The organism is Leisingera sp. (assembly GCF_982940295.1).
This window is the reverse complement of sequence record NZ_CEYXRG010000006.1, coordinates 190,838-212,626: the sequence shown is the minus strand read 5'-3', so window position 1 is coordinate 212,626 and position 21,789 is coordinate 190,838. Positions and strand designations below refer to the sequence as shown.

The 21,789-nt window shown below is 64.1% G+C and carries 15 protein-coding genes, 2 tRNA genes and 1 riboswitch; of the genes, 15 read left to right on the top strand and 2 right to left on the bottom strand.

Features of this window, described 5'->3' with window-relative positions:
• Positions 1-82 precede the first annotated feature (82 nt).
• Positions 83-161, top strand: a riboswitch (SAM riboswitch).
• Positions 162-220: 59 nt separating this feature from the next.
• From metZ to AC4HIX_RS08240, 13 genes are all read left to right on the top strand, one after another.
• Positions 221-1,411 carry an O-succinylhomoserine sulfhydrylase gene (metZ, locus tag AC4HIX_RS08300; protein WP_490398626.1) on the top strand — a complete coding sequence of 397 codons (1,191 nt, stop codon included), beginning with the start codon at positions 221-223 and terminating at the stop codon, positions 1,409-1,411.
• A gap of 83 nt (positions 1,412-1,494) precedes the next feature.
• Complete coding sequence (locus tag AC4HIX_RS08295) at positions 1,495-3,108, top strand: GMC family oxidoreductase (RefSeq protein WP_490398625.1); 1,614 nt, start codon at positions 1,495-1,497, stop codon at positions 3,106-3,108.
• 161 nt (positions 3,109-3,269) lie between these two features.
• On the top strand, positions 3,270-4,373 hold the full coding sequence (gene folE2, locus AC4HIX_RS08290; RefSeq protein WP_475050906.1) for a GTP cyclohydrolase FolE2: 1,104 nt from the start codon (positions 3,270-3,272) through the stop codon (positions 4,371-4,373).
• Positions 4,374-4,666: 293 nt separating this feature from the next.
• A complete protein-coding gene (locus AC4HIX_RS08285; protein ID WP_490398624.1) occupies positions 4,667-5,578 on the top strand; it encodes a hypothetical protein in 912 nt (303 codons plus the stop codon).
• A gap of 47 nt (positions 5,579-5,625) precedes the next feature.
• The gene (locus tag AC4HIX_RS08280) at positions 5,626-7,074 is read left to right on the top strand and encodes a TrkH family potassium uptake protein (protein ID WP_475050909.1); all 1,449 of its coding nucleotides are present in this window, start codon (positions 5,626-5,628) and stop codon (positions 7,072-7,074) included.
• A gap of 178 nt (positions 7,075-7,252) precedes the next feature.
• A complete protein-coding gene (locus AC4HIX_RS08275; protein ID WP_490398623.1) occupies positions 7,253-8,491 on the top strand; it encodes an aspartate kinase in 1,239 nt (412 codons plus the stop codon).
• 271 nt (positions 8,492-8,762) lie between these two features.
• Positions 8,763-11,003 (top strand): phosphoenolpyruvate--protein phosphotransferase, encoded by a 2,241-nt coding sequence (gene ptsP / locus AC4HIX_RS08270; RefSeq protein ID WP_475050912.1) that lies wholly within the window; start codon positions 8,763-8,765, stop codon positions 11,001-11,003.
• 193 nt (positions 11,004-11,196) lie between these two features.
• A complete protein-coding gene (locus AC4HIX_RS08265; protein WP_490398622.1) occupies positions 11,197-13,491 on the top strand; it encodes a bifunctional salicylyl-CoA 5-hydroxylase/oxidoreductase in 2,295 nt (764 codons plus the stop codon).
• On the top strand, positions 13,488-14,243 hold the full coding sequence (locus AC4HIX_RS08260; RefSeq protein WP_490398621.1) for an SDR family NAD(P)-dependent oxidoreductase: 756 nt from the start codon (positions 13,488-13,490) through the stop codon (positions 14,241-14,243). The genes AC4HIX_RS08265 and AC4HIX_RS08260 overlap by 4 nt, the downstream gene beginning before the upstream one ends.
• Positions 14,240-14,692, top strand: a complete 453-nt coding sequence (locus tag AC4HIX_RS08255) for a MarR family winged helix-turn-helix transcriptional regulator (RefSeq protein ID WP_490398620.1) — start codon at positions 14,240-14,242, stop codon at positions 14,690-14,692. Before AC4HIX_RS08260 ends, AC4HIX_RS08255 begins: the two co-directional genes overlap by 4 nt.
• A complete protein-coding gene (locus tag AC4HIX_RS08250; protein ID WP_490398637.1) occupies positions 14,692-15,495 on the top strand; it encodes an enoyl-CoA hydratase family protein in 804 nt (267 codons plus the stop codon). The genes AC4HIX_RS08255 and AC4HIX_RS08250 overlap by 1 nt, the downstream gene beginning before the upstream one ends.
• 110 nt (positions 15,496-15,605) lie before the next feature.
• Positions 15,606-16,766: an acyl-CoA dehydrogenase family protein gene (locus AC4HIX_RS08245; RefSeq protein WP_490398619.1), complete on the top strand. Its 1,161-nt coding sequence runs from the start codon at positions 15,606-15,608 to the stop codon at positions 16,764-16,766.
• A gap of 1 nt (position 16,767) precedes the next feature.
• Positions 16,768-18,381, top strand: a complete 1,614-nt coding sequence (locus AC4HIX_RS08240; protein ID WP_490398618.1) for an AMP-binding protein — start codon at positions 16,768-16,770, stop codon at positions 18,379-18,381.
• Between the two features lie 123 nt (positions 18,382-18,504).
• Here AC4HIX_RS08240 and AC4HIX_RS08235 read toward each other — a convergent pair.
• A tRNA-Cys gene (locus AC4HIX_RS08235) sits at positions 18,505-18,578 on the bottom strand.
• A gap of 138 nt (positions 18,579-18,716) precedes the next feature.
• Positions 18,717-19,409, bottom strand: a complete 693-nt coding sequence (locus tag AC4HIX_RS08230) for a CbiX/SirB N-terminal domain-containing protein (protein WP_490398617.1) — start codon at positions 19,407-19,409, stop codon at positions 18,717-18,719.
• A gap of 174 nt (positions 19,410-19,583) precedes the next feature.
• On the opposite strand from AC4HIX_RS08230, the gene AC4HIX_RS08225 reads away from it, so the two are divergent.
• Positions 19,584-19,657 (top strand) — tRNA-Gly (locus AC4HIX_RS08225).
• A 213-nt stretch (positions 19,658-19,870) separates the two neighbouring features.
• Positions 19,871-21,670, top strand: a complete 1,800-nt coding sequence (locus tag AC4HIX_RS08220) for an ABC transporter transmembrane domain-containing protein (RefSeq protein ID WP_490398616.1) — start codon at positions 19,871-19,873, stop codon at positions 21,668-21,670.
• Positions 21,671-21,789 lie beyond the last annotated feature (119 nt).

Sequence of the window (21,789 nt, the reverse complement as noted above, 5' to 3'; positions counted from 1 at the left end):
CAAGGGGCAGCGGCACTCACATCGGTGTGACCTGGGGGACGGCGGCGGCTTGACCGAATCCCGCAAGATGCGTAAAGCCCCTGCATCACATCGTGGCGATTTGTTACCGGATTGCGGGCCACGTTAAACAATCCCGCTAAAGAGGTCAGGACGTGAAGGACCCCCTTTCGCTTGGCCGATCGGGGGTTTTTTGTGCGCTATGGGCGCGAGGAGACAGAAGATGAGCGACAACTGGAACAGCCGCACCAAGCTGGTTCACGGAGGCACCCGCCGCAGCCAGTACAACGAGGTGAGCGAGGCGATCTTTCTGACCCAGGGCTTTGTCTACGACAGCGCCGAGCAGGCCGAGGCGCGGTTCATCGAGACCGGCCCGGATGAGTTCATCTATGCCCGCTACGGCAACCCGACCGTCGATATGTTCGAAAAGCGCATCGCGGCGCTGGAAGGGGCCGAGGATGCCTTTGCCACCGCCTCCGGCATGGCGGCTGTGAATGGCGCGCTGACTTCGCTGGTGAAGGCGGGCGATCACATCGTGTCCGCCAAGGCGCTGTTCGGCTCCTGCAACTATATCCTGGCGGATGTGCTGGGCCGCTTCGGGGTGGAGGTCACATTCATCGACGGCACGGACCTGGAGGCCTGGCGGGCGGCGGTGCGCCCGGACACCAAGGCGGTGTTTTTCGAGAGCATGTCGAACCCGACGCTGGAGGTGATCGACATAGCCGCGGTTGCGGAGATCGCGCATTCGGTTGGCGCCACCGTAGTGGTGGACAACGTGTTCTCGACCCCGGTGTTCTCCAACGCCATCGCGCAGGGCGCCGATGTGGTGATCTATTCCGCAACCAAGCACATCGACGGCCAGGGCCGGGCGCTGGGCGGGGTGGTGCTGGGCACCAAGGAGTATATCCGCGGCACCCTGGAACCCTATATGAAACATACCGGCGGATCGCTCAGCCCGTTCAATGCCTGGGTGATGCTGAAGGGGCTGGAGACACTTGCGCTGCGGGTCAATGCACAGGCGGAGACCGCGTTGGAAATTGCCGAGGCCCTGGACGGCCATCCGGCGCTGGAGCGAACCATCTATCCGGGGCTGAAGGACCACGCGCAAAACGCGCTGGTGCAGACCCAGCTGGGCGGCAAGGGCGGAACGGTGCTGTCGCTGGATTTGAAGGGCGGCAAGGAGGCAGCGTTCAAGTTCCTGAACGCAATGACCATCCCGGTGATCTCCAACAACCTGGGTGACGCCAAATCCATCGCCACCCACCCGGCGACCACCACCCACCAGCGCCTCAGCGATGAGCTGAAGGCGGAGCTGGGCATCACCCCGGGCCTGGTGCGGTTCTCGGTCGGGCTGGAGGATGCCGGTGATCTGATCGCCGACCTGAAGGCGGCACTGGACGCGGCGCAGGCCTGAACGCGGGCTTTCTCCTGCGTGCCCAGCCGCATTCCGCTTGGTAACGGTTGAGTAACCGCTGCCCTTTGTGGTGCGGTGAGCGCATGGAGTTTGATTATGTTATTGCAGGCGGCGGCTCGGCCGGTTCGGTCATGGCGTCTCGCCTGTCGGAAGACCCCGGTGTTTCGGTCTGTCTGATTGAAGCCGGGGGCAACGGGCGCGGGCTCTTTGTCCGCGCGCCTGCGCTGGTTGCCGGGATGATCTCAGGGCGGCCCCGGATCAACAACTGGGCTTTCCACACTGAACCCCAGGCGGCGCTGAACGGGCGGCGGGGGTTCCAGCCGCGGGGCAAGGGCCTGGGGGGATCCTCGGCAATCAACGCCATGCTGTACGTGCGCGGTCATCCCTCCGACTATGATGAGTGGGCGCAGATGGGTTGCGAGGGCTGGGACTGGGATTCCGTACTGCCCTATTTCCGCAAGGCTGAGCGCAACGCGCGCGGCGCCGACGGATTGCATGGCGGGGACGGGCCGTTGCAAGTGGGCGACCAATCCGAGCCGCGCGCCATCACCCATGCCTATGTCGAGGCCTGCGCCCAGTCGCAATTGCCGCTGAGCGATGATTTCAACGGCCCGGTTCAAGAGGGCGCGGGGCTGTATCAGGTCACGCAGTTCCACGACGGGCCGCAGGCCGGGGAGCGCTGTTCCGCCGCTGCAGCCTATCTGCCGCCGCAGGTGCGGCAGCGCAGCAATCTTACGGTTCTGACCCGTACCCATGTGACGCGTATCCTCATGGACGGCAAGCAGGCCGCGGGCGTTGCCTGCAGGCGGCGGGGGCGCGCGCTCAGCATCAAAGCGCGGCGGGAGGTCATTCTGAGCGCCGGCGCTTTCGGCTCTCCCCAGCTGCTGATGCTGTCGGGGGTCGGCCCGGAAGCGGAACTGCGGCAGCACGGTATTACGCCAGTCCATGTATCCGAGGGCGTCGGGCAAAACCTGCAGGATCATCTGGATTATATCATCTCCTACCGGTCCAAGCGGCCGGACACGGTCGGCCTGAACCCGCGCGGGGCCTGGCAGATGGCGCGCGCGGGGATGCAGTGGCGGCGGAACGGATCGGGGCTGTTTGCCTCGCCGATGGCAGAGGGGGGCGGCTTTTTCCGGACGTCGCCGGATCTGGAGCGTCCTGATATCCAGCTGCATTTCGTCGTTGGCATCGTGGATGACCACATGCGGAAGCTTCATTTCTCTCATGGCTATTCCTGCCATGTCTGCGTGCTGCGGCCTGCAAGCCGCGGCCAGGTCGGGCTTCATTCAGCCGATCCGGCTGCGCCGCCGCGCATTGACCCGAGCTACTTGGGCGCGGCGTCAGATCTTGAAACGATGAAACGCGGCGCGCGGCTTATGGAGCGTATTCTGCAGGCGGAGGCGCTGGCGCCGTGGCGGGGCCGCACCCTGTATGAAACGGATGGCAGCGATGCCGCGCTTGAGGCCGATATCCGCAGGCGTGCCGACAGCATCTATCACCCGGTGGGAACCTGCCGGATGGGCAGCGGCGCAGATGCCGTCTGCGACCTGGAAGGGCGCGTCCGGGGGCTGTCCGGGCTGCGCGTCGTTGATGCATCGCTCATGCCGGCACTGGTGGGCGGGAACACGAATGCGCCAACCATAATGATGGCCGAGAAAATCGCCGCGGGGATGAGGCCAGCGGGCGGGGCGTGAAACCGGCCGGCCTGGCCGCCTTGCGGGACGGCCGGAAGGCTGTCCGTGCAGGCGCAAGTTCTGCCGCATTTGGCGGTTCCGTTTTGTAATTTGCCGCGTAACGGTATATGGGAGTAGCCTGCCAGTCCTTATATGGGCCCTATGATTTGGGGGAAACGCCGATGAACATTCACAACCGCGACGCCGCAGAGGCTCCGGACCGCGAGGCAGCCGCTGCCGCGTTGGATGTGCTGCGGGCCTGGGCCGGCATTGCGTCTGAGACCGAAATTGCCGAGCTGGACCCGGCCGTGGCGCGGCTGCTGCCGGGCCGTGAGGTCGGGAATTATCCGGATTTGTCGCGGACTTACCCCGAGGATTTCAAGTCGGACGAGGCCTATCGCGCGACGCTGCCCGACTTGCAGAACGGGCCGACCAGCCTGATCCGCGGCGCCAAGGAGCAGATCCAGCATGTGGGGATTTCGAATTTCCGCCTGCCGATCCGGTTTCATACCCGCGACGACGGCGACCTGACGCTGGAAACCAGCGTGACCGGCACCGTCAGCCTGGATGCGGGCAAGAAGGGCATCAACATGTCCCGGATCATGCGCACCTTTTACAAGCACGCGGAGCGCACCTTCAGTTTCGAGGTGATGGCGAACGCGCTGGATGATTACCTGAGCGATCTGGACAGCCCGGATGCGCGCATCCAGATGCGGTTCTCCTTCCCTGCACGCGTTGAAAGCCTGCGCTCCGGCCTCAGCGGCTATCAGTATTACGACTTTGCGCTGGAACTGGTGGACCATGACGGGGTGCGTGAGAAGATCATGCATCTGGACTACGTTTATTCTTCGACCTGCCCATGCTCGCTGGAATTGTCGGAGCACGCCCGCCAGGCGCGGGGCCAGCTGGCAACGCCGCATTCGCAGCGCTCCGTCGCGCGGATTTCGGTGCAATCGGTGCCCGGCAGCGAGTGCCTTTGGTTCGAGGACCTGATCGAGCTCTGCCGCAAGGCGGTGCCGACCGAGACCCAGGTGATGGTCAAGCGCGAGGATGAGCAGGCCTTTGCCGAGCTGAACGCCGCCAACCCTATCTTTGTCGAGGACGCGGCGCGGCTGTTTTGTGAAGCGCTGCAGGGCGATGCCCGGATCGGTGATTTCCGGGTCGTGGCCAGCCATCAGGAAAGCCTGCACAGCCATGATGCGGTCAGCGTGCTGACCCAAGGCCCGCTGTTCAAGGCGATGAGCCTGGACCCCAAGCTGTTCTCTACTCTGATCCATCACGGCTGATCCAACTGCGGGACTGCCTGGCTTTCGGGCAGGTTTCCGCCGGATATGCGGCATTTTCTGCGTTGCCGCAATTTTTACGCCGCTGCGCAGAAACCCATGCTAGCCTGATCCGCGAATCCCCCGGTTATCCTGCTGGGGGGCAGGGGAGCTTGTGCGCAGGTGTCTGCAATTGACGGCCCGAATTCTGCTGTACCCGGCCCGGGGCTCATCCGGTGTCCGCTCCCCTTTACCCTTGCCCGGACCACACAGAACAGCCCCGGCGCGAGGCCAGTGCAGGACTTGAGGAGTATCAGATGACGAGCTTTCACCATATTGCCGGTTTGACGGCCAGGGCACATGAATGGGCAGGGTTTGCAGCGGGCATGCAGCTGAAGCTGTGGCGCCAGGCGGCAGAGGCCGCGCTGCAGGCGCCCTATGAGCAGATGCGGATGGCGCATTCGATGATGGAAGCGCAACGGCGGCTGATGGGAGCAAACCCGGCAGCGGCAGAGACCGCGCCGGAAGCTAAAGCCGAACCGGCAGCGGAGCCCAAAGCGGAAGCCAAAACAGAACCCAAGGCAGACGCGAAACCTGAAGCAAAGGCGGAATCTGCAGCGGAGCCCAACCCGGCAGCCGCAGAGCAGACGCAGGCGCGGACAAAGCTGGCTGCCAAGGCGGCCGGGAAACCCGCCGCGAAAAAGCCCTCGGTCCGCAAGACCGCGACCCGCAAGCCTGCCGCGCGGAAAGCGCCGGCACGTGCAAAGGCCGCAAACACGGCAGCCAAGCCGGAGCAGGCCAAAACGGCCGCGGCGCAGCCCGCAAAAGAGGCTGTGGATAATCAGGCCGCCAAGCAGGGCGGACCGGCTGCGGGGTCCGGGATGAAAGAGGCGCCTGCGGTGTTCCGCACGTCCTCAGCCCGCAAGGGCGAGCAAGAGCAGTCTGCCAAGTCTGTAGCGCAACCTGCAGCCAAAACCGAAGCGCCAAAAGCCGCAACTCCGGAAGCCAAAGGGGCGGAGGTAAAAGCTGTGGAATCCAAAGCGTCTGAGGCAAAAGCTCGGGCGTCTGAGGCGAAATCGCCGCAGGCAAAACCGCCGGCAGCGGAGGCAAAAGCACCAGCCAAGGCAGAAGCGCCCCAGTCCGCGTCAGCCAAACGCCCGCGCAAACCTTCGACACCACCGCAGATGCCGCAGCGCAACGCTCCTGCCAAGAGCGGCAGCGGCGAATAGTGCCGCGCACTTGACACTTACCGCGCGGGGGGCCAACGCTGCGCCGCATGTTGGATCTCCGCCCGGTTGGATATGTCATCGGCCTGCTGGTCGTCATTTTGGGAGCCATGATGGTGTTCCCGCTGCTGGTCGACCTGCTGGACGGCCGCGGTGAATGGCATGTGTTTCTGGAAAGCTCGGTGTTCTCGATCCTGGTTGGCGGCCTGCTGGCGCTGAGCTGTGCCAACGGGGTCAAGGAGGGGCTGAGCATCCGCCAGACCTTCCTTTTGACCACCACTGTCTGGCTGGCGCTGCCGCTGTTCGGGGCGATCCCGCTGATGCTGGGGGCGACCGAATTGCGGTTTGTCGACGCCTTCTTTGAAGCGATGTCGGGGCTGACCACCACCGGTTCGACGGTGATTTCCGGTCTGGATGACCTGCCGCGCGGATTGCTATTGTGGCGCGGCATCCTGCAGTGGGTCGGCGGGATCGGCATCATTGTTGTGGCGATGGTGTTCCTGCCCGAGCTGCGGGTCGGGGGGATGCAGATCTTTAAATCCGAAAGCTTTGACACCTTCGGTAAAATCCTGCCGCGTGCACAGGCGATCGCCAAGCAGATCTCGCTGATCTACGTGTCGCTGACCATGGCCTGCATGCTGGTCTACATGGTGATGGGCATGGGGCCGTTCGATGCGCTGGTGCATTCGATGACCACCATCGCCACCGGCGGCTTTGCCAATTACGATGCGTCCTTCGGGGCCTTTGCCGGGCCCGTGGAATATGCCGCCTCCGTCTTCATGATCCTGGCTGCACTGCCGTTCGTGCGCTATGTGCAGCTGATCAACGGCCATGGCACGCCGATGCTGCGCGACAGCCAGATCCGCGGGTTTTTGATGACGCTGGGCTTGCTGGTCGCGATTGCCACTGGGGTGCTGTATTACACGCGCCCGCACGGGGGCGAGGAGGCGCTGCGCTCGGCCCTGTTCAACATCACCTCGATCATGTCCGGCACCGGCTATGCCAGCGCCGATTACATGCAGTGGGGCAGCTTCCTGGTGATGATCTTCTTCTTCACCGGGCTGATCGGCGGCTGCGCGGGCTCGACCGCCTGTTCGGTCAAGATCTTCCGCTACCAGCTGCTGTTTGCCTCAATCCGCGGCCAGATCCAGCGCATCCGCTCGCCGCACGGGGTGTTCATCACCCGCTATGAGGGGCGGCCGGTGAACGCTGAAGTGCTGAGTTCGGTGATCTCTTTCTTCATGTTCTTTGTCGTCACTTTGGGTGTGGTGGCCTGGGCGCTGGCGCTGACCGGGCTGGATTTCGTCACCGCGGTATCGGGGGCGGCCACGGCTGTGGCCAATATCGGCCCCGGCCTGGGCGATACAATTGGACCGGCCGGCAATTTCTCCACCCTCAACGATCCGGCGAAATGGATCCTGAGCGCGGCGATGCTGATCGGGCGGCTGGAGCTGATGGCGGTCTACGCCATTCTGACGGTGCGGTTCTGGCGCGGCTGAGCGCCCGCGGATTGGCGAAAATTGCGCAAGCCGGGTGTTGTGGCGCTTTGCCGCGCCGGAGGGGCGGGGTGAACCGCAGCTTCCTTGCCCGCAGGGCCTGCGCGCTCTTGCCCTCAAGGGGCCGCTCGCATATGAGGCACGGGACCGAAACCCGCAAGCGCAGGGAGACCCGTTCCATATGCCCGTACTTGTGATGAAATTCGGCGGCACATCTGTCGCCAACCTGGACCGCATCCGCCGTGCCGCCAAACGCGTCGGCGTAGAAGTGGCCAAGGGCTATGACGTGATCGTCATCGTCTCCGCCATGTCCGGCAAGACCAATGAGCTGGTGGGCTGGGTCGATGAGACCTCGCCGCTTTATGACGCGCGGGAATATGATGCCGTGGTGTCCTCGGGCGAGAATGTGACAGCTGGCCTGATGGCGCTGACGCTGCAGGAAATGGATGTACCCGCGCGCAGCTGGCAGGGATGGCAGGTGCCGCTCAAGACCAACTCGGCGCACAGCCAGGCGCGGATCGAGGAGATCCCGCCGGAAAACATCCACGCCAAGTTTGCCGAGGGCATGAAGGTGGCCGTCGTCGCCGGTTTTCAGGGCATCAGCCCGGAAGGCCGTATCACCACCCTGGGCCGCGGCGGCTCTGACACCACGGCAGTGGCCTTTGCCGCCTCGTTCGGGGCGGAGCGCTGCGATATCTACACCGACGTGGATGGCGTCTATACGACCGATCCGCGGATTTGCGACAAGGCGCGCAAGCTGGATAAAATCGCCTTTGAAGAGATGCTGGAGCTGGCCTCGCTGGGGGCCAAGGTGCTGCAAACCCGCTCGGTCGAACTGGCAATGCGCTATAAGGTGAAGCTGCGCGTTCTGTCGAGCTTTGAGGAACAGTCCGACGAGGCCGGAACCCTGGTCTGCGACGAGGAGGAAATCATGGAATCCAATGTTGTGGCCGGTGTGGCCTATTCCCGTGACGAAGCCAAGCTGACCGTGCAGTCGGTGGCGGACCGCCCTGGCATCGCGGCGACCATCTTTACCACGCTCAGCGACGCAGGCGTGAACGTGGACATGATCGTGCAGGACATCTCCGAAGAGGGCCGCACCGACATGACCTTCTCCTGTCCGACCGATCAGGTGGCCCGCGCCGAGCAGGCACTGCTGGCGATCAAGGAAAAGGGCGAGCTGAACTATGCCGAACTGCTGGCCGACCGTGATGTGGCCAAGGTTTCGGTGGTCGGCATCGGTATGCGCTCGCAGTCCGGTGTTGCGGCTAAGATGTTCAAGGTGCTGTCGGATGAGGGCATCAACATCAAGGTGATCACCACCTCGGAAATCAAGATCTCGGTGCTGATCGACCGCAAGTACATGGAACTGGCCGTGCAGGCGCTGCATGACGCGTTTGAATTGCAGAAAGCCGGCTAAGCGCTGATCTGGCATAAAGATTCGGAATTTTGCAAAGGCGCCGCTCTGGCGCCTTTGTTGTGTCAGGGCTGCCCTGCGCGGTAATTTGCGCAGCGCCTTGGCGGACTGCGCTGATTGCGGGCAATACTGCAAAAACACTTGGACTTTTCATCTTAGGGTGGGACAAGTGGGTGGAGGAGCGCGCGCTGGCGTACTACTCTGGGCGGTGTCCGTTCCAGAGCAGCAATCTGGACGGCAGCGTGCAGGGGGAAGACCTCGGGAGAGGGTGAGAATGTCCGATACGACGGAATCCGAAAGCAGGAAGCTTCTGGGCCGCTTGCGGGAGGCGATGGCGAGTGATGATGCCGGCCAGGCGCGGCTGGACAAGATCACCCATCTGATCGCTGACAGCATGGGAACCGAGGTGTGCTCGGTCTATCTGTTCCGCGATGACGAGACTCTGGAGCTGTGCGCGACTCAGGGTTTGAACCGCGAATCGGTGCACCAGACCCGGATGCGGATCGGCGAGGGCCTGGTCGGCCGGGTGGCGCGCTATGGCAAAGTTGTGAACACGCCGGATGCGCCGAACGCCAAGGGCTTCCGCTATATGCCGGAAACCGGGGAGGAACGGTATTCCTCTTTCCTTGGCGTGCCGATCCAGCGGCTGGGCGAGATGCTGGGCGTCCTGGTGGTGCAGTCCAAGGAGGCGCGCGAGTTTTCGGCGGACGCGGTCTATGCGCTGGAAGTGGTGGCGATGGTGATCGCCGAGATGACCGAGCTGGGCGCCTTTGTCGGCGAGGGCGCGGCGCTGTCGCCCCTGCACCAGCAGGCAGTGCTGATTCACGGAACTTCGGCCCAGGAAGGCGCGGCAGAAGGCAACGTGTGGCTGCATGAGCCGCGCGTGATCGTCACCAACCCGATTGCCGATGATCCCCAGCGTGAGCTGGAGCGGCTGAATGATGCTGTCGAGGAACTGCGGGTCGGTGTCGACAAGATGCTGGAAGTCTCCCGCAACGGCGACAAGGAGCAGTTGCAGGTCCTGGAAGCCTACCGGATGTTTGCCAATTCCAAGGGCTGGATGCGGCGCATGGAAGAAGACATCGCCCGCGGCCTGAGCGCCGAGGCTGCGGTGGAAAAAGAACAGTCGCAGGCCCGGGCCCGGATGTCGCAAGTTCAGGACGCCTATCTGCGTGAGCGGCTGAGTGATCTGGACGATCTGTCGAACCGGCTGCTGCGGATTCTGACCGGGCAGGGGGCCGACACGGGGGCGGATCTGCCGGAGAACCCGATCCTGATTGCGCGCAATATCGGGCCCGGCGACCTGCTGGAATACGGCCGGTCCTTGCGCGGGATCGTGCTGGAGGAGGGCTCCGTCGGCTCCCACGCGGCCATTGTTGCGCGGGCGCTGGCGATTCCGCTGGTGGTGAATGCCAAGCGCGTCACCACCGAGGCGCTGAATGGCGACCACATCATGGTCGATGGCGATCAGGGCGTGGTGCATCTGCGCCCCGACGAAACCGTCGTCGGCGCCTTTCGCGACAAGATCGCGATGCATGCACAGGCGCAGGAGCGATATGCCTCGATCCGCGACAAGCCCGCGATAACCACCGACGGGCAGCGCATCAACATGGTGATGAACGCGGGCCTGATGGCCGACCTCCCGTCGCTGGATGGCTCCGGTGCCGAAGGGGTGGGGCTGTTCCGCACGGAATTGCAGTTCCTGGTCCGCAATCAGATGCCGAAACGCTCGGAACTGGTGGCGCTCTACAAGCGGGTCCTGGACGCGGCTCATGGCAAGCCGGTGGTGTTCCGCACTCTGGATATCGGTTCCGACAAAGTGCTGCCCTACATGAAGCCAACGGATGAGCCGAACCCGGCGCTGGGCTGGCGGGCGATCCGGGTGGGGCTGGACAAACCGGGCGTGATGCGGATGCAGCTGCAGGCGCTGCTGCGTTCTGCCGAAGGCCGCCCGTTGTCGATCATGTTTCCCTTTGTCGCCCAGTTCGAGGAATACCGCGCCGCCAAGGCCGAGGTCGAAAAGACTATCGAGCGCGAGCGTATTCTGGGCCACGTGCTGCCTGCGGATCTGAAGGTGGGCGCGATGCTGGAGACGCCCTCGCTGGCCTATGCGCCGCAAAAGTTCTTTGACGAGGTCGCCTTTATCTCCATTGGCGGAAATGACCTCAAGCAGTTCTTCTTTGCCGCCGACCGTGAAAACGAACGGGTCCGCAAGCGTTATGACACGCTGAATGTGAGCTTTCTGAGCTTCATCGAGCGGATCGTCGAGCGCTGCGCCATCTCAGGCACACCGCTCAGCTTCTGCGGCGAGGATGCGGGCCGTCCGGTGGAGGCCGTGTGCCTGGCCGCGATGGGCATCCGCACGCTGTCGATGCGTCCGGCCTCGATCGGGCCGGTGAAGTCGCTGCTGCTGCGGGTGGATCTGGGCGAGCTGCGCAAGATCATTTCGGACGCGCGCCACCGCGGCGATCAGGCGGTGCGCCCGGCGGTGATGGAGTATCTGCGGGGACTGTGATTTGCGCCGGGCTGCGCGGCTGGCCCCGCCCGGAATATGTGCCTGTGCGTGTTTCTTCCTTACAGCGGCCCGGTATCGGGATGCGGCGGTTTCCTGCGGCCATTTGCTTCAAGCTTAAAACTTTAGGCTTGAAGTTTTTCCCGGCCCGCTTATCCTGATCTCCGTAATCAGCGCTGAGCGGGAGAGGATGGTCATGAAAGTCGTCTGTCTTGGGGGAGGGCCTGCCGGCCTTTACTTTGCGATCTCGATGAAGCTGCGCCAGCCGGACGCCGAGGTCACGGTGATCGAGCGCAACAAGGCAGATGACACCTTTGGCTGGGGCGTGGTGCTGTCGGATGACGCGCTGGAGAACCTGAGCGAAAACGACCCCAAAAGCGCAGCGGCGATCCGGGAGAGTTTTGCCTATTGGGACGACATTGCGGTTGTCCATAACGGGGTACGCACGGTGTCGGGCGGCCACGGCTTTGCCGGTATCGGGCGTAAGCAAATGCTCTTGCTGCTGCAGGACCGGGCGCGCGAGCTAGGGGTGGACCTGCAGTTCGAGACCGTTGCCAAGACCGCTGCTGAGTACCGGAAGGAATATGATCTGGTGGTTGGCTGCGACGGGCTGAATTCCAGTGTGCGCAATGAGTTCGCGGAACACTTTAAACCGGAAATCGATGTGCGCCCCTGCAAGTTCATCTGGCTGGGCACCCATCAGAAATTCGACGACGCCTTCACCTTCATTTTTGAGAAGACCAAGCACGGCTGGATGTGGATCCACGCGTATCAGTTCGACGATGACACCGCGACGGTGATTGTCGAATGCTCGGCTGAGACCTGGGAGAACTGGGGTTTCAAGGGGATGAGCAAGGAGGAGATCATCCGCACCTGCGAGGAGATCTTTGCCGATCACCTGGGCGGGCACGCGCTGATGTCCAATGCGGCGCATCTGCGCGGCGCCGCGGTGTGGATCAATTTCCCGCGGGTGCTGTGCGAGAAATGGCACCACGAGAACGTTGTTCTGCTGGGCGATGCCTCTGCCACGGCGCATTTCTCGATCGGCTCGGGCTCGCGGCTGGCGTTTGACAGCGCCATTGCTCTGGCGGAGCTGCTGACCACGGAACCGTCTATGGAACGCGCTTTCGAGCGCTATCAGGAGGAGCGGCGGCTGGATGTGCTGCGGCTGCAATCGGCGGCGCGCAACTCCTTGGAGTGGTTCGAGGAAGTCGAGCGCTATCTGGACATGGACCCGGTGCAGTTCAATTACTCGCTGCTGACCCGCTCGCAGCGGATTTCCCACGAAAACCTGCGCTTGCGGGATGCGGAGTGGCTGGAAAGCGCAGAGAAGTGGTTCCAGGATAAAGCAGGCGCGCCTGCGGATGCGCCGGTGCGGCCGCCGATGTTTGCCCCGTACAAGCTGCGCGGTATGGAACTGAAGAACCGCATCGTGGTCTCGCCCATGGCGCAGTACAAGGCGGTGGAGGGCAGTCCAACAGACTGGCACCTGATCCATTATGGCGAGCGTGCCAAGGGCGGGGCGGGGCTGGTCTATACCGAGATGACCTGTGTCTCGGCGGAGGGGCGGATCACGCCCGGTTGTCCGGGGCTTTATGCGCCGGAGCATGAAGCGGCGTGGAAGCGGCTGACCGATTTCGTCCATGCAGAAACCAGCGCAAAGATCTGCTGCCAGATCGGCCATTCAGGCCGCAAGGGGTCGACCCAGCTGGGCTGGGAGGAGATGGACGCGCCCTTGCCTGACGGGAACTGGGAGACGGTTTCGGCCTCACCCATCCCGTGGTCGGACAACAACCCGGCACCACGGGAAATCTCACGCGCGGAAATGGATGCGATTAAGGCGGAATTCGTGGCCGCAGCGCAGATGGCAGAGCGCGCCGGGTTTGACATGATCGAACTTCATGCGGCGCACGGATACCTGATTTCGTCCTTTATCTCGCCAAAATCGAACATGCGCGCGGATGAGTACGGCGGCTCCCTGGAAAACCGCCTGCGCTATCCGCTGGAGGTGTTTCAGGCGATGCGCGCGGTCTGGCCGGAAGGGAAGCCGATGTCTGTCCGTATCTCGGCCAACGACTGGGTCGGCGACGAAGGCGTGACGCCGGAGGACGCGGTCGAGATCGCCAAGGCGTTCACCGCAGCCGGTGCGGATATCATTGATGTCTCCGCCGGGCAGACCTCCACTGATGCGCAGCCGGTTTACGGGCGGATGTTCCAGACCCCGTTCTCCGACCGCATCCGCAACGAGGCCGGGATTGCCACCATGGCGGTCGGCAATATCTATGAGGCAGACCATGCAAACTCGATCCTGATGGCGGGCCGGGCGGATCTGGTCTGCGTCGGCCGCCCGCACTTGGCTGACCCCTACTGGAGCCTGCACGAGGCGGCGCGGATCGGTGACCGGCATGGCGAATGGCCGCTGCCTTATCACGCGGGCCGCGATCAGCTGTGGCGGCTGGCCGACCGCGAGGCGGAGGTGATCCGGGCATGAGCGTGGCGGGCAAACATGCGGTGATTTCCGGCGGCGGCTCGGGCGTCGGCGCCGAACTGGCCGCGCGGTTTGCCGCGGGCGGCGCCAAGGTCACCATCCTGGGCCGCCGCATGGAGCCGTTGCAGGAAGTGGCGGACCGTACCGGCGCCTTCGCCGCTGGCTGTGACGTCACGGACAGGGCTGAACTGGATGCAGCGCTGGCCAAGGCGGCTGAGGCCAACGGGCCGGTGGGCATCGCGCTGGCCAATGCCGGTGCGGCGCCGTCCAAGCCTTTTGAGCGGATGACCACCGGGGACTTCGAGGCGGCGCTGTCGGTCAATCTGACCGGTGTCTTCAATCTGTGGCAGGCTTGCCTGCCGGGGATGAAGGGCCAAGGCTGGGGGCGGCTGATTGCCATTGCCTCCACCGCTGGGCTGAAGGGCTACCCCTATGTCTCCGGTTATTGCGCCGCGAAACACGGGGTTGTCGGCCTGACCCGGGCGCTGGCGGTGGAGCTGGCGAAGACCGGGGTGACGGTGAATGCGATCTGTCCGGGTTTCATTGAAACGCCGCTGCTGCAAAGATCGCTGGACAACATCGTGGCAAAGACCGGGATGACAGAGGAACAGGCGGCCAAATCCCTGCGCCGCGGCAATCCCCAGGACCGCTTTATCCAGCCGGGGGAAGTGGCGGATGCGGCGCTGTGGCTGGCCAGCGCAGGCGCGGGGTCAGTCAACGGCAGCGCGCTGCCGATTTCGGGAGGGGAGATTTGAGCACAACTTCGAAAGACCGGCTGCGGCTGTGGCTGAAGGTGCTGAAGGCCACCAAGGCGGTGGAGAGCGAAGTGCGCGAGAACCTGCGCCGTGATTTCGCAACCACGCTGCCGCGGTTCGATGTGATGGCGGCGCTGATGCAGCACGGCAAGGGCCTGAAGATGAGCGAACTGTCGGGGGTTCTGAAAGTCTCCAACGGCAACGTGACCGGCATTGTCGAGCGGCTGGTCGAGGACGGCCATGTGCTGCGCGAGAAGGTCGAGGGCGACCGGCGCGCCAATCTGGTGCGGCTGACCCCTGCGGGCAAGGCGGAGTTTGCCCGGCAGGCGGACGCCCATGAGGGCTGGATCAACGCGGCCTTCGACGGGCTGACCGCCGATGAGGTGCAGAGGATAGCAGAAAGCCTGGACGCGGTGGCCCGGCGTCTGGAAAACGGAGGCAAGGCGTGATGCTGAACACGGACCCGAAACACTTCCTGTGCCGGATCGAGGACGGCATCGCCACCGTCTCGCTGGACCGGCCGGAGCGGAAGAACCCGCTGACCTTCGACAGCTACGCCGAGCTGCGCGACTGGTTCCGGGATCTGCACTATGACGATACGGTCAAGGCGGTGGTCTTTGCCTCCAACGGCGGCAATTTCTGCTCCGGTGGTGATGTGCATGATATCATCGGGCCGCTGACGAAGATGAGCATGAAGGAGCTGCTGGCGTTCACCCGGATGACCGGCGATCTGGTCAAGGCGATCGTGAACTGCGGCAAGCCGGTGATTGCGGCGATTGACGGCATTTGTGTGGGCGCGGGCGCGATCATCGCCATGGCCTCGGACATCCGGATCGCGACGCCGGAGGCGAAGACTGCGTTCCTGTTCACCCGTGTGGGTCTGGCGGGCTGCGACATGGGCGCCTGCGCAATCCTGCCCCGGATCATCGGCCAGGGGCGGGCGGCGGAGCTGCTTTATACCGGGCGGTCGATGAGCGCCGAGGAAGGCCACGCCTGGGGCTTCCACAACAAGCTGGTTGCGGCGGAGGAGCTGGAAGCGGAGGCGCAGAATTGGGCCGCGCGGATCGCGGCGGGGCCGAACTTTGGCCACATGATGACCAAGACCATGCTGGCGCAGGAATGGTCGATGTCGATAGAGCAGGCGATCGAAGCGGAGGCGCAGGCGCAGGCGATCTGTATGCAGACAGCAGATTTCGAGCGCGCCTATCATGCCTTTGTGAAGAAGGAAAAGCCGCTGTTTGAAGGCGACTGAGCCGCGGCACCGCTGGAACTAGCGCCGGAGGAGGGCGCGGGTGCCTCCGGCGGGAGTATTTTGGGTAAGATGAAACGGGCGTGCAGCCTGTTCACCGGGAGGAGACGCGGATGGCGGACAAGAGCTTTCTAACCTGGCCGTTCTTTGAAGACCGGCATCGTGCCTTGGCGGCGGAGCTGGACGAGTGGGCCGGGGCGCATCTGGGCGGGATTGATCATTCCGACACGGATGCGGCCTGCCGCTCGCTGGTGGCGGCGCTTGGCGCAGCGGGCTGGACCCGGCACAGCGGTGCCGAAGCCGGCGAGAGCTTGGATGTGCGCAGCCTGTGCCTGATCCGCGAGACGCTGGCGCGCCATGACGGGCTGGCCGACTTCGCCTTTGCTATGCAGGGGCTGGGCACCGGTGCGATCTCGCTGTTTGGCACGCCGGAGCAGCAGGCGGAATGGCTGCCGCTGACCCGGGCAGGCAAGGCGATTTCGGCCTTTGCGCTAACCGAGCCGCAGTCGGGGTCGGATGTGGCGAGTTCCACCATGACCGCCACGCTGGATGGCGATCATTATGTGCTGAACGGCGAGAAGACCTGGATTTCCAACGGCGGGATTGCCGATGTCTACACGCTTTTTGCCCGCACCGGCGAGGCGCCGGGGGCGAAGGGGCTTTCGGCCTTTGTCGTGCCCGCAGGCTTGCCTGGGTTCGAGGTTGCGGAGCGCCAGGAGGTGATCGCGCCGCATCCGCTGGCGACGCTGCGGTTCACCGATTGCCGAATTCCGAAATCGGCGCTGCTGGGGCAGCCTGGTGCGGGCTTCAAGATCGCCATGTCGGTGCTGGATGTGTTCCGCTCCACCGTGGCGGCGGCGGCGCTGGGCTTTGCCCGCCGGGCGCTGGACGAGGCGCTGCAGCGGGTGACGGAACGCCAAGTGCAGGGCGCGCCGCTGTTCGAACTGCAGATGGTGCAGGGCCATATCGCCGACATGGCGCTGGATGTGGATGCCAGCGCACTGCTGGTCTACCGCGCTGCTTGGGCCAAGGATTCCGGTGCGGCACGCGTCACGCGGGAGGCCGCGATGGCCAAGCTGTTCTCCACCGATCAGGCGCAGCAGGTGATCGACAAGGCCGTGCAGCTGCACGGCGGCGACGGTGTGCGCCGGGGCCAGAAGGTGGAAGAACTTTACCGCGATATCCGCGCCTTGCGGATTTACGAGGGCGCCTCTGACGTGCAGCGGGTGGTGATCGCCCGTCAGGCCCTTGGTGCCTTTCAGGGAGGGAATTGAGATGCTGGGACCATCAGCCCATGCGGATACTTTCACCCGGGACAACCTGCCGTCAGCGGACCAGTGGCCGGAGTTCCTGCTGGAGGGGTTCGACTATCCCGAATACCTGAACGCGGCGGTCGAGTTGACCGATGCGATGGTGGAGAAGGGCTTTGGCGACCATACCGCGCTGATCGGCAACGGCCGCTACCGAACTTACAAGGAACTGGCCGACTGGACCAACCGGCTGGCGCATGTGCTGACCGAGGATCTGGGTGTGAAACCCGGTAACAGGGTGCTGATCCGCTCCGCCAACAATCCGGCGATGGTGGCCTGCTGGCTGGCGGCGACCAAGGCGGGCGCGGTGGTCGTCAACACCATGCCGATGCTGCGCAAGGGGGAGCTGGCCAAGATCGTCGACAAGGCTGAAATCTCCCACGCGCTGTGCGACACCCGGCTGAAGGATGAGCTGGTCGCCTGTGCCAAGGAGTCGAAGTTCCTGAACACGGTTGTGGGTTTCGACGGCACCTCCAACCACGATGCGGAGCTGGACCGGCTGGCTCTGGAGAAACCGGTCACTTATGAGGCGGTTAAGACGGGGCGGGATGATGTGGCGCTGCTGGGCTTTACTTCCGGCACCACCGGGTCGCCCAAGGCGACGATGCATTTCCACCGCGACCTGCTGATCATCGCTGACGGTTATGCCCGCGAAGTGCTGGATGTGCAGCCGGAGGACGTATTTGTCGGCTCGCCGCCGCTGGCCTTCACTTTCGGCCTGGGCGGGCTGGCGATTTTCCCGCTGCGGTTCGGTGCGGCGGCAACACTCTTGGAGAATGCCTCTCCGCCGAACCTCATCGAGATCATCGAGAAGTACAAGGCGACGGTCTGCTTCACCGCCCCGACCGCCTACCGGGTGATGCTGCGGGCGATGGACGAGGGCGCGGATCTGTCATCGCTCAGGGCAGCGGTTTCGGCGGGCGAAACCCTGCCCGCGCCGGTCTACCAGGAGTGGATGGACAAGACCGGAAAGCCGATGCTGGACGGGATCGGCGCGACGGAGATGCTGCATATCTTCATCACCAACCGGTTCAGCGACCACCGGCCCGCCTGCACCGGTAAGCCTGTGGGCGGCTACCAGGTCAAGGTGCTGGATGCAGACGGCAACGAAGCCCCGCACGGTGAGGTCGGGCGGCTGGCGGTGAAAGGGCCGACAGGCTGCCGCTATCTCGCCGACGGCCGCCAAGCGGATTACGTCAAGGACGGCTGGAACATCACTGGAGACAGTTTTATCCAGGACGCGGATGGATATCTGCATTTCGCCGCGCGCAACGACGACATGATCGTCTCGGCCGGCTACAACATTGCCGGACCGGAGGTGGAGGCGGCGCTGCTGGCACATGAGGCGGTGGCGGAATGCGCAGTTGTCGGCGCCCCGGACGAGGCGCGTGGCGAGATCGTGCAGGCGCATGTGGTTCTTGCCGAGGGGCAGGCACCGTCGGAGGATCTTGTCAAACGGTTGCAGGACCACGTGAAGGCGGTGATCGCACCTTACAAGTATCCGCGCTCGGTGGTGTTCGCGGAGGCCTTGCCAAAGACGGAAACCGGCAAGATCCAGCGGTTCCGGCTGACAGGGTAGCTGCGGCGGGCGCCGCCAGCGAAATGCACCTGGCGGCCTTGGCGCCGCTGGGTGAAACGTTTCAAGGCACATGCCGTGCGGCGGCAGTGCTTTGACTTTTTACGGAATTTCGACAGGAGGATGTGGAGGCGAGTACCGGAATCGAACCGGTGTACACGGATTTGCAATCCGCTGCGTCACCACTCCGCCAACTCGCCATCCGTGGTGTAAGCCGTGATTAATCACATGCCCGGCGCTGGTGCAAGAGGCGTTTTGCCTTTGCCTCGGCCAAAATTGTTTTTCTTTCCGGAAGGGTAGTTTCCCGCCTGGCAGGGGGCGGGTCAAGGCCCGCGGGTTCACGCTGCGGTGCGGATCGCCTCGGCGATCAGGCTGGGAACCCCCGGCAGTGCGCCTGTGACCGGCAGCACGGGGCCGTCGAACCGGGCAGCCTGCAGCGCAGCGGGAATGTCGTCTTTCACGTGGTCTCCGGCCTGGGCAAAGAACGGCAGGCAGAGCGCGCGGGCGGGCAGCGGCCCTGCAACCGTTTCGATCCGGGGATCCTGTTCGACATAGCCTGGTGACACGGTGCAGCCGGGTAGCAGCGGGCGCAATCTGGCGGCAAAGGCCTCGGCGGCCTCGGCTGCTTTGGGGCCGCGGGCAGAGCCATGGGCGGCCAGCAGCAGGTGGAACCCGTCCGGTCCCCACCCCTGCGCCCGCGCCGCGTGATGAACTGCCTGGGCCGCCAGCGGGGGCAGGGCGGCGTCCAGGCCGAAAGGCGCCACGATGCGGCAATTGACCCCTTCCAGGCGCGCCGGCAGCACCTTGGCAGTGAAATAGCCCTGCGACATGAAGAACGGGTAGACCACGGCGCCGTCCTCCGTCACCTCCTCCAGCCGTCCCGGCGTTGCGAGAGTGGCGGAGCGGATGTCCCACCCCGGCAGAAACGCAGCAACTTCCGCGGCGAGTTTTGCCAGATCCGCCTCGGCCGGAACAGGCGCGGAGGGCTGGCCGTGGGCGGTGATGACGGCGGTTCGGGGGCTTTGGGCCACAGCGGGTGTCCGGATCCTTTTAGGGGGCTGCAAGGCAGCAGATTTATCCCATCATTTGGGGGGCTTGGGGGTGTTCCGCAAGGGCCGTCCGAAAATTTCCAGCGGTGCCCGGAGAAAGCAAATCAAGACGGTTGACCTTCCCCGGCGCTTCCCATAAATCAGCAAATGTCCTGAGCGGGTATGGTGAAATGGTATCATAAGAGCCTTCCAAGCTTAAGGTGCGGGTTCGATTCCCGCTACCCGCTCCAGACCTTCTCCCTGTCTTGACACCTTGACCCGGCCGCCAGCCCGCCGCGGCCTGCCTGACCGCCGCGCTGATACAGTGTGACGCGGGCTGCCGCTGTTTTCATGCGCTGTTTGAAACTGCTCTGCGCTTGACGTGCGGGGTCTGCGGGGCCATGAACCATTGGCAAATGCGCGGGATCTCAGCCCGCAAGACTGAAAGTGCAGAAGGATCCGGAATGGCGCGGAGACAAGCGGCCCCGAACGCGGAACAGGAGCGGGAGAAGTCCCGGAAGATTGGCGTGCTCTCGGCCCTGTGGCCGTTTATGCGGCCCTACCGGGGACTGATGTTCGCAGCCACCTGCGCGCTGGTGCTGACGGCAGCGCTGTCGCTGACGCTGCCCTTGGCGGTGCGCCGGGTGGTGGACAACTTCCGGGTTTCCGATTCCGAGCTGCTGAACCTCTATTTCAGTGCGGCCCTCGTGATTGCGGCGCTGCTGGCCGTGGGCACGGGCGTGCGCTACGCGCTGGTGACGCGCCTGGGCGAACGGGTCGTCGCCGATATCCGCAAGGCTGTGTTCGACCGGGTGATCGGCATGAGCCCGGAGTTCTACGAACGCATCATGACTGGTGAGGTCCTGAGCCGGATCACCACCGACACCACGTTGATCCAGTCGGTGCTGGGGTCTTCGGTGTCGATTGCGCTGCGCAACCTGCTGATTTTCCTCGGCGGTATGGTTCTGATGCTGCTGACCTCGGCGAAACTCACGATGATGGTGCTGCTGATCGTGCCTGCGGTGATCGTCCCGATTCTGTTTCTGGGCCGCCGCCTGCGCGCCATCAGCAAGGAGAACCAGGACTGGATCGCGGCCTCTTCCGGCAATGCGGGGGAGGCGCTGGGGGCGGTGCAGACAGTGCAGGCCTTCACCCATGAGGACGCCAGCCGCCTGAAGTTCGGCGAGATGACGGAAACCGCCTACGACGTCTCCCGCCGCCGGATCCGGACCCGGGCCCTGCTGACTGTGATCGTGATCTTCCTGGTGTTTTCCGGCATTGTCGGCGTTCTGTGGATGGGCGCCAACGATGTGCGCGCCGGTGTGATGTCCGAGGGCACGCTGATCCAGTTCGTGATCTACGCGGTGCTGGTTGCGGGCTCTGTCGCTGCGCTGTCTGAGATCTGGAGCGAGTTGCAGCGGGCTGCAGGCGCGACCGAACGGCTGGTGGAACTGCTGAACGCTGAGGACACCGTGGTGGATCCGGCAGCGGCGCAGGTTCTGCCCGCGCCAGTGAAGGGCGAGATCGCGTTCGAGAATGTTTCCTTCCGCTATCCGTCGCGCCCGGACGTCTCAGCGCTGGAGGAGGTGTCGCTGACCGTGCAGCCGGGCGAAACAGTTGCCTTTGTCGGCCCGTCCGGTGCGGGGAAGACCACCATTATCCAGTTGCTGCAGCGGTTCTATGATCCCAATCAGGGCGCGGTTAAGCTGGACGGCGTGGCGCTGAAGCATTTGCAGCGGGACGAGTTCCGCCGCCATATTGCGCTGGTGCCGCAGGATCCGGTGATCTTTGCCGCGTCGGCGCGCGAGAACATCCGCTTTGGCCGCCCGGACGCCTCTGACGCGGAAGTTGAAGCTGCTGCCAAGGCTGCCGCGGCGCATGAGTTCATCTCGAAACTGCCGGATGGCTACGACAGCTTTGTCGGCGAGCGCGGGGTGATGCTGTCGGGCGGACAGAAGCAGCGGATCGCCATTGCCCGCGCGATCCTGCGCGATGCGCCGGTGCTGCTGCTGGATGAGGCGACCTCGGCACTTGATGCGGAAAGCGAACGGCTGGTGCAGGCCGCGGTGGATGAATTGAGCCAGGGCCGCACCACTCTGATCGTCGCGCACCGTCTTGCCACTGTGAAAAAGGCTGACCGGATCGTGGTGATGGACCAGGGGCGGATCGTAGCCATGGGCAGCCATGATGAACTGGTGGCGCAGGGCGGTCTGTACGCGCGGCTGGCCAAGCTGCAGTTCACCGAGGGGCTGGCGGCAGAATAACCGAAAGCTTTTGCATGATTCCTGACGCCCCGGACCCTGTCCGGGGCGTTTTTTTCGGCAATCGCCCGTATCTCGGCGGAATTGGCGTCACGTCATGCCGCAACCTGCCTTGACGTGAC

What these genes read in the sequence shown, in the direction of transcription:
- metZ (WP_490398626.1), top strand. Translation starts at nt 221, where the DNA reads ATGAGCGACAACTGGAACAGCCGCACCAAGCTGGTTCACGGAGGCACC.
- AC4HIX_RS08295 (WP_490398625.1), top strand. Translation starts at nt 1,495, where the DNA reads ATGGAGTTTGATTATGTTATTGCAGGCGGCGGCTCGGCCGGTTCGGTC.
- folE2 (WP_475050906.1), top strand. Translation starts at nt 3,270, where the DNA reads ATGAACATTCACAACCGCGACGCCGCAGAGGCTCCGGACCGCGAGGCA.
- AC4HIX_RS08285 (WP_490398624.1), top strand. Translation starts at nt 4,667, where the DNA reads ATGACGAGCTTTCACCATATTGCCGGTTTGACGGCCAGGGCACATGAA.
- AC4HIX_RS08280 (WP_475050909.1), top strand. Translation starts at nt 5,626, where the DNA reads ATGTTGGATCTCCGCCCGGTTGGATATGTCATCGGCCTGCTGGTCGTC.
- AC4HIX_RS08275 (WP_490398623.1), top strand. Translation starts at nt 7,253, where the DNA reads ATGCCCGTACTTGTGATGAAATTCGGCGGCACATCTGTCGCCAACCTG.
- ptsP (WP_475050912.1), top strand. Translation starts at nt 8,763, where the DNA reads ATGTCCGATACGACGGAATCCGAAAGCAGGAAGCTTCTGGGCCGCTTG.
- AC4HIX_RS08265 (WP_490398622.1), top strand. Translation starts at nt 11,197, where the DNA reads ATGAAAGTCGTCTGTCTTGGGGGAGGGCCTGCCGGCCTTTACTTTGCG.
- AC4HIX_RS08260 (WP_490398621.1), top strand. Translation starts at nt 13,488, where the DNA reads ATGAGCGTGGCGGGCAAACATGCGGTGATTTCCGGCGGCGGCTCGGGC.
- AC4HIX_RS08250 (WP_490398637.1), top strand. Translation starts at nt 14,692, where the DNA reads ATGCTGAACACGGACCCGAAACACTTCCTGTGCCGGATCGAGGACGGC.
- AC4HIX_RS08245 (WP_490398619.1), top strand. Translation starts at nt 15,606, where the DNA reads ATGGCGGACAAGAGCTTTCTAACCTGGCCGTTCTTTGAAGACCGGCAT.
- AC4HIX_RS08240 (WP_490398618.1), top strand. Translation starts at nt 16,768, where the DNA reads ATGCTGGGACCATCAGCCCATGCGGATACTTTCACCCGGGACAACCTG.
- AC4HIX_RS08220 (WP_490398616.1), top strand. Translation starts at nt 19,871, where the DNA reads ATGGCGCGGAGACAAGCGGCCCCGAACGCGGAACAGGAGCGGGAGAAG.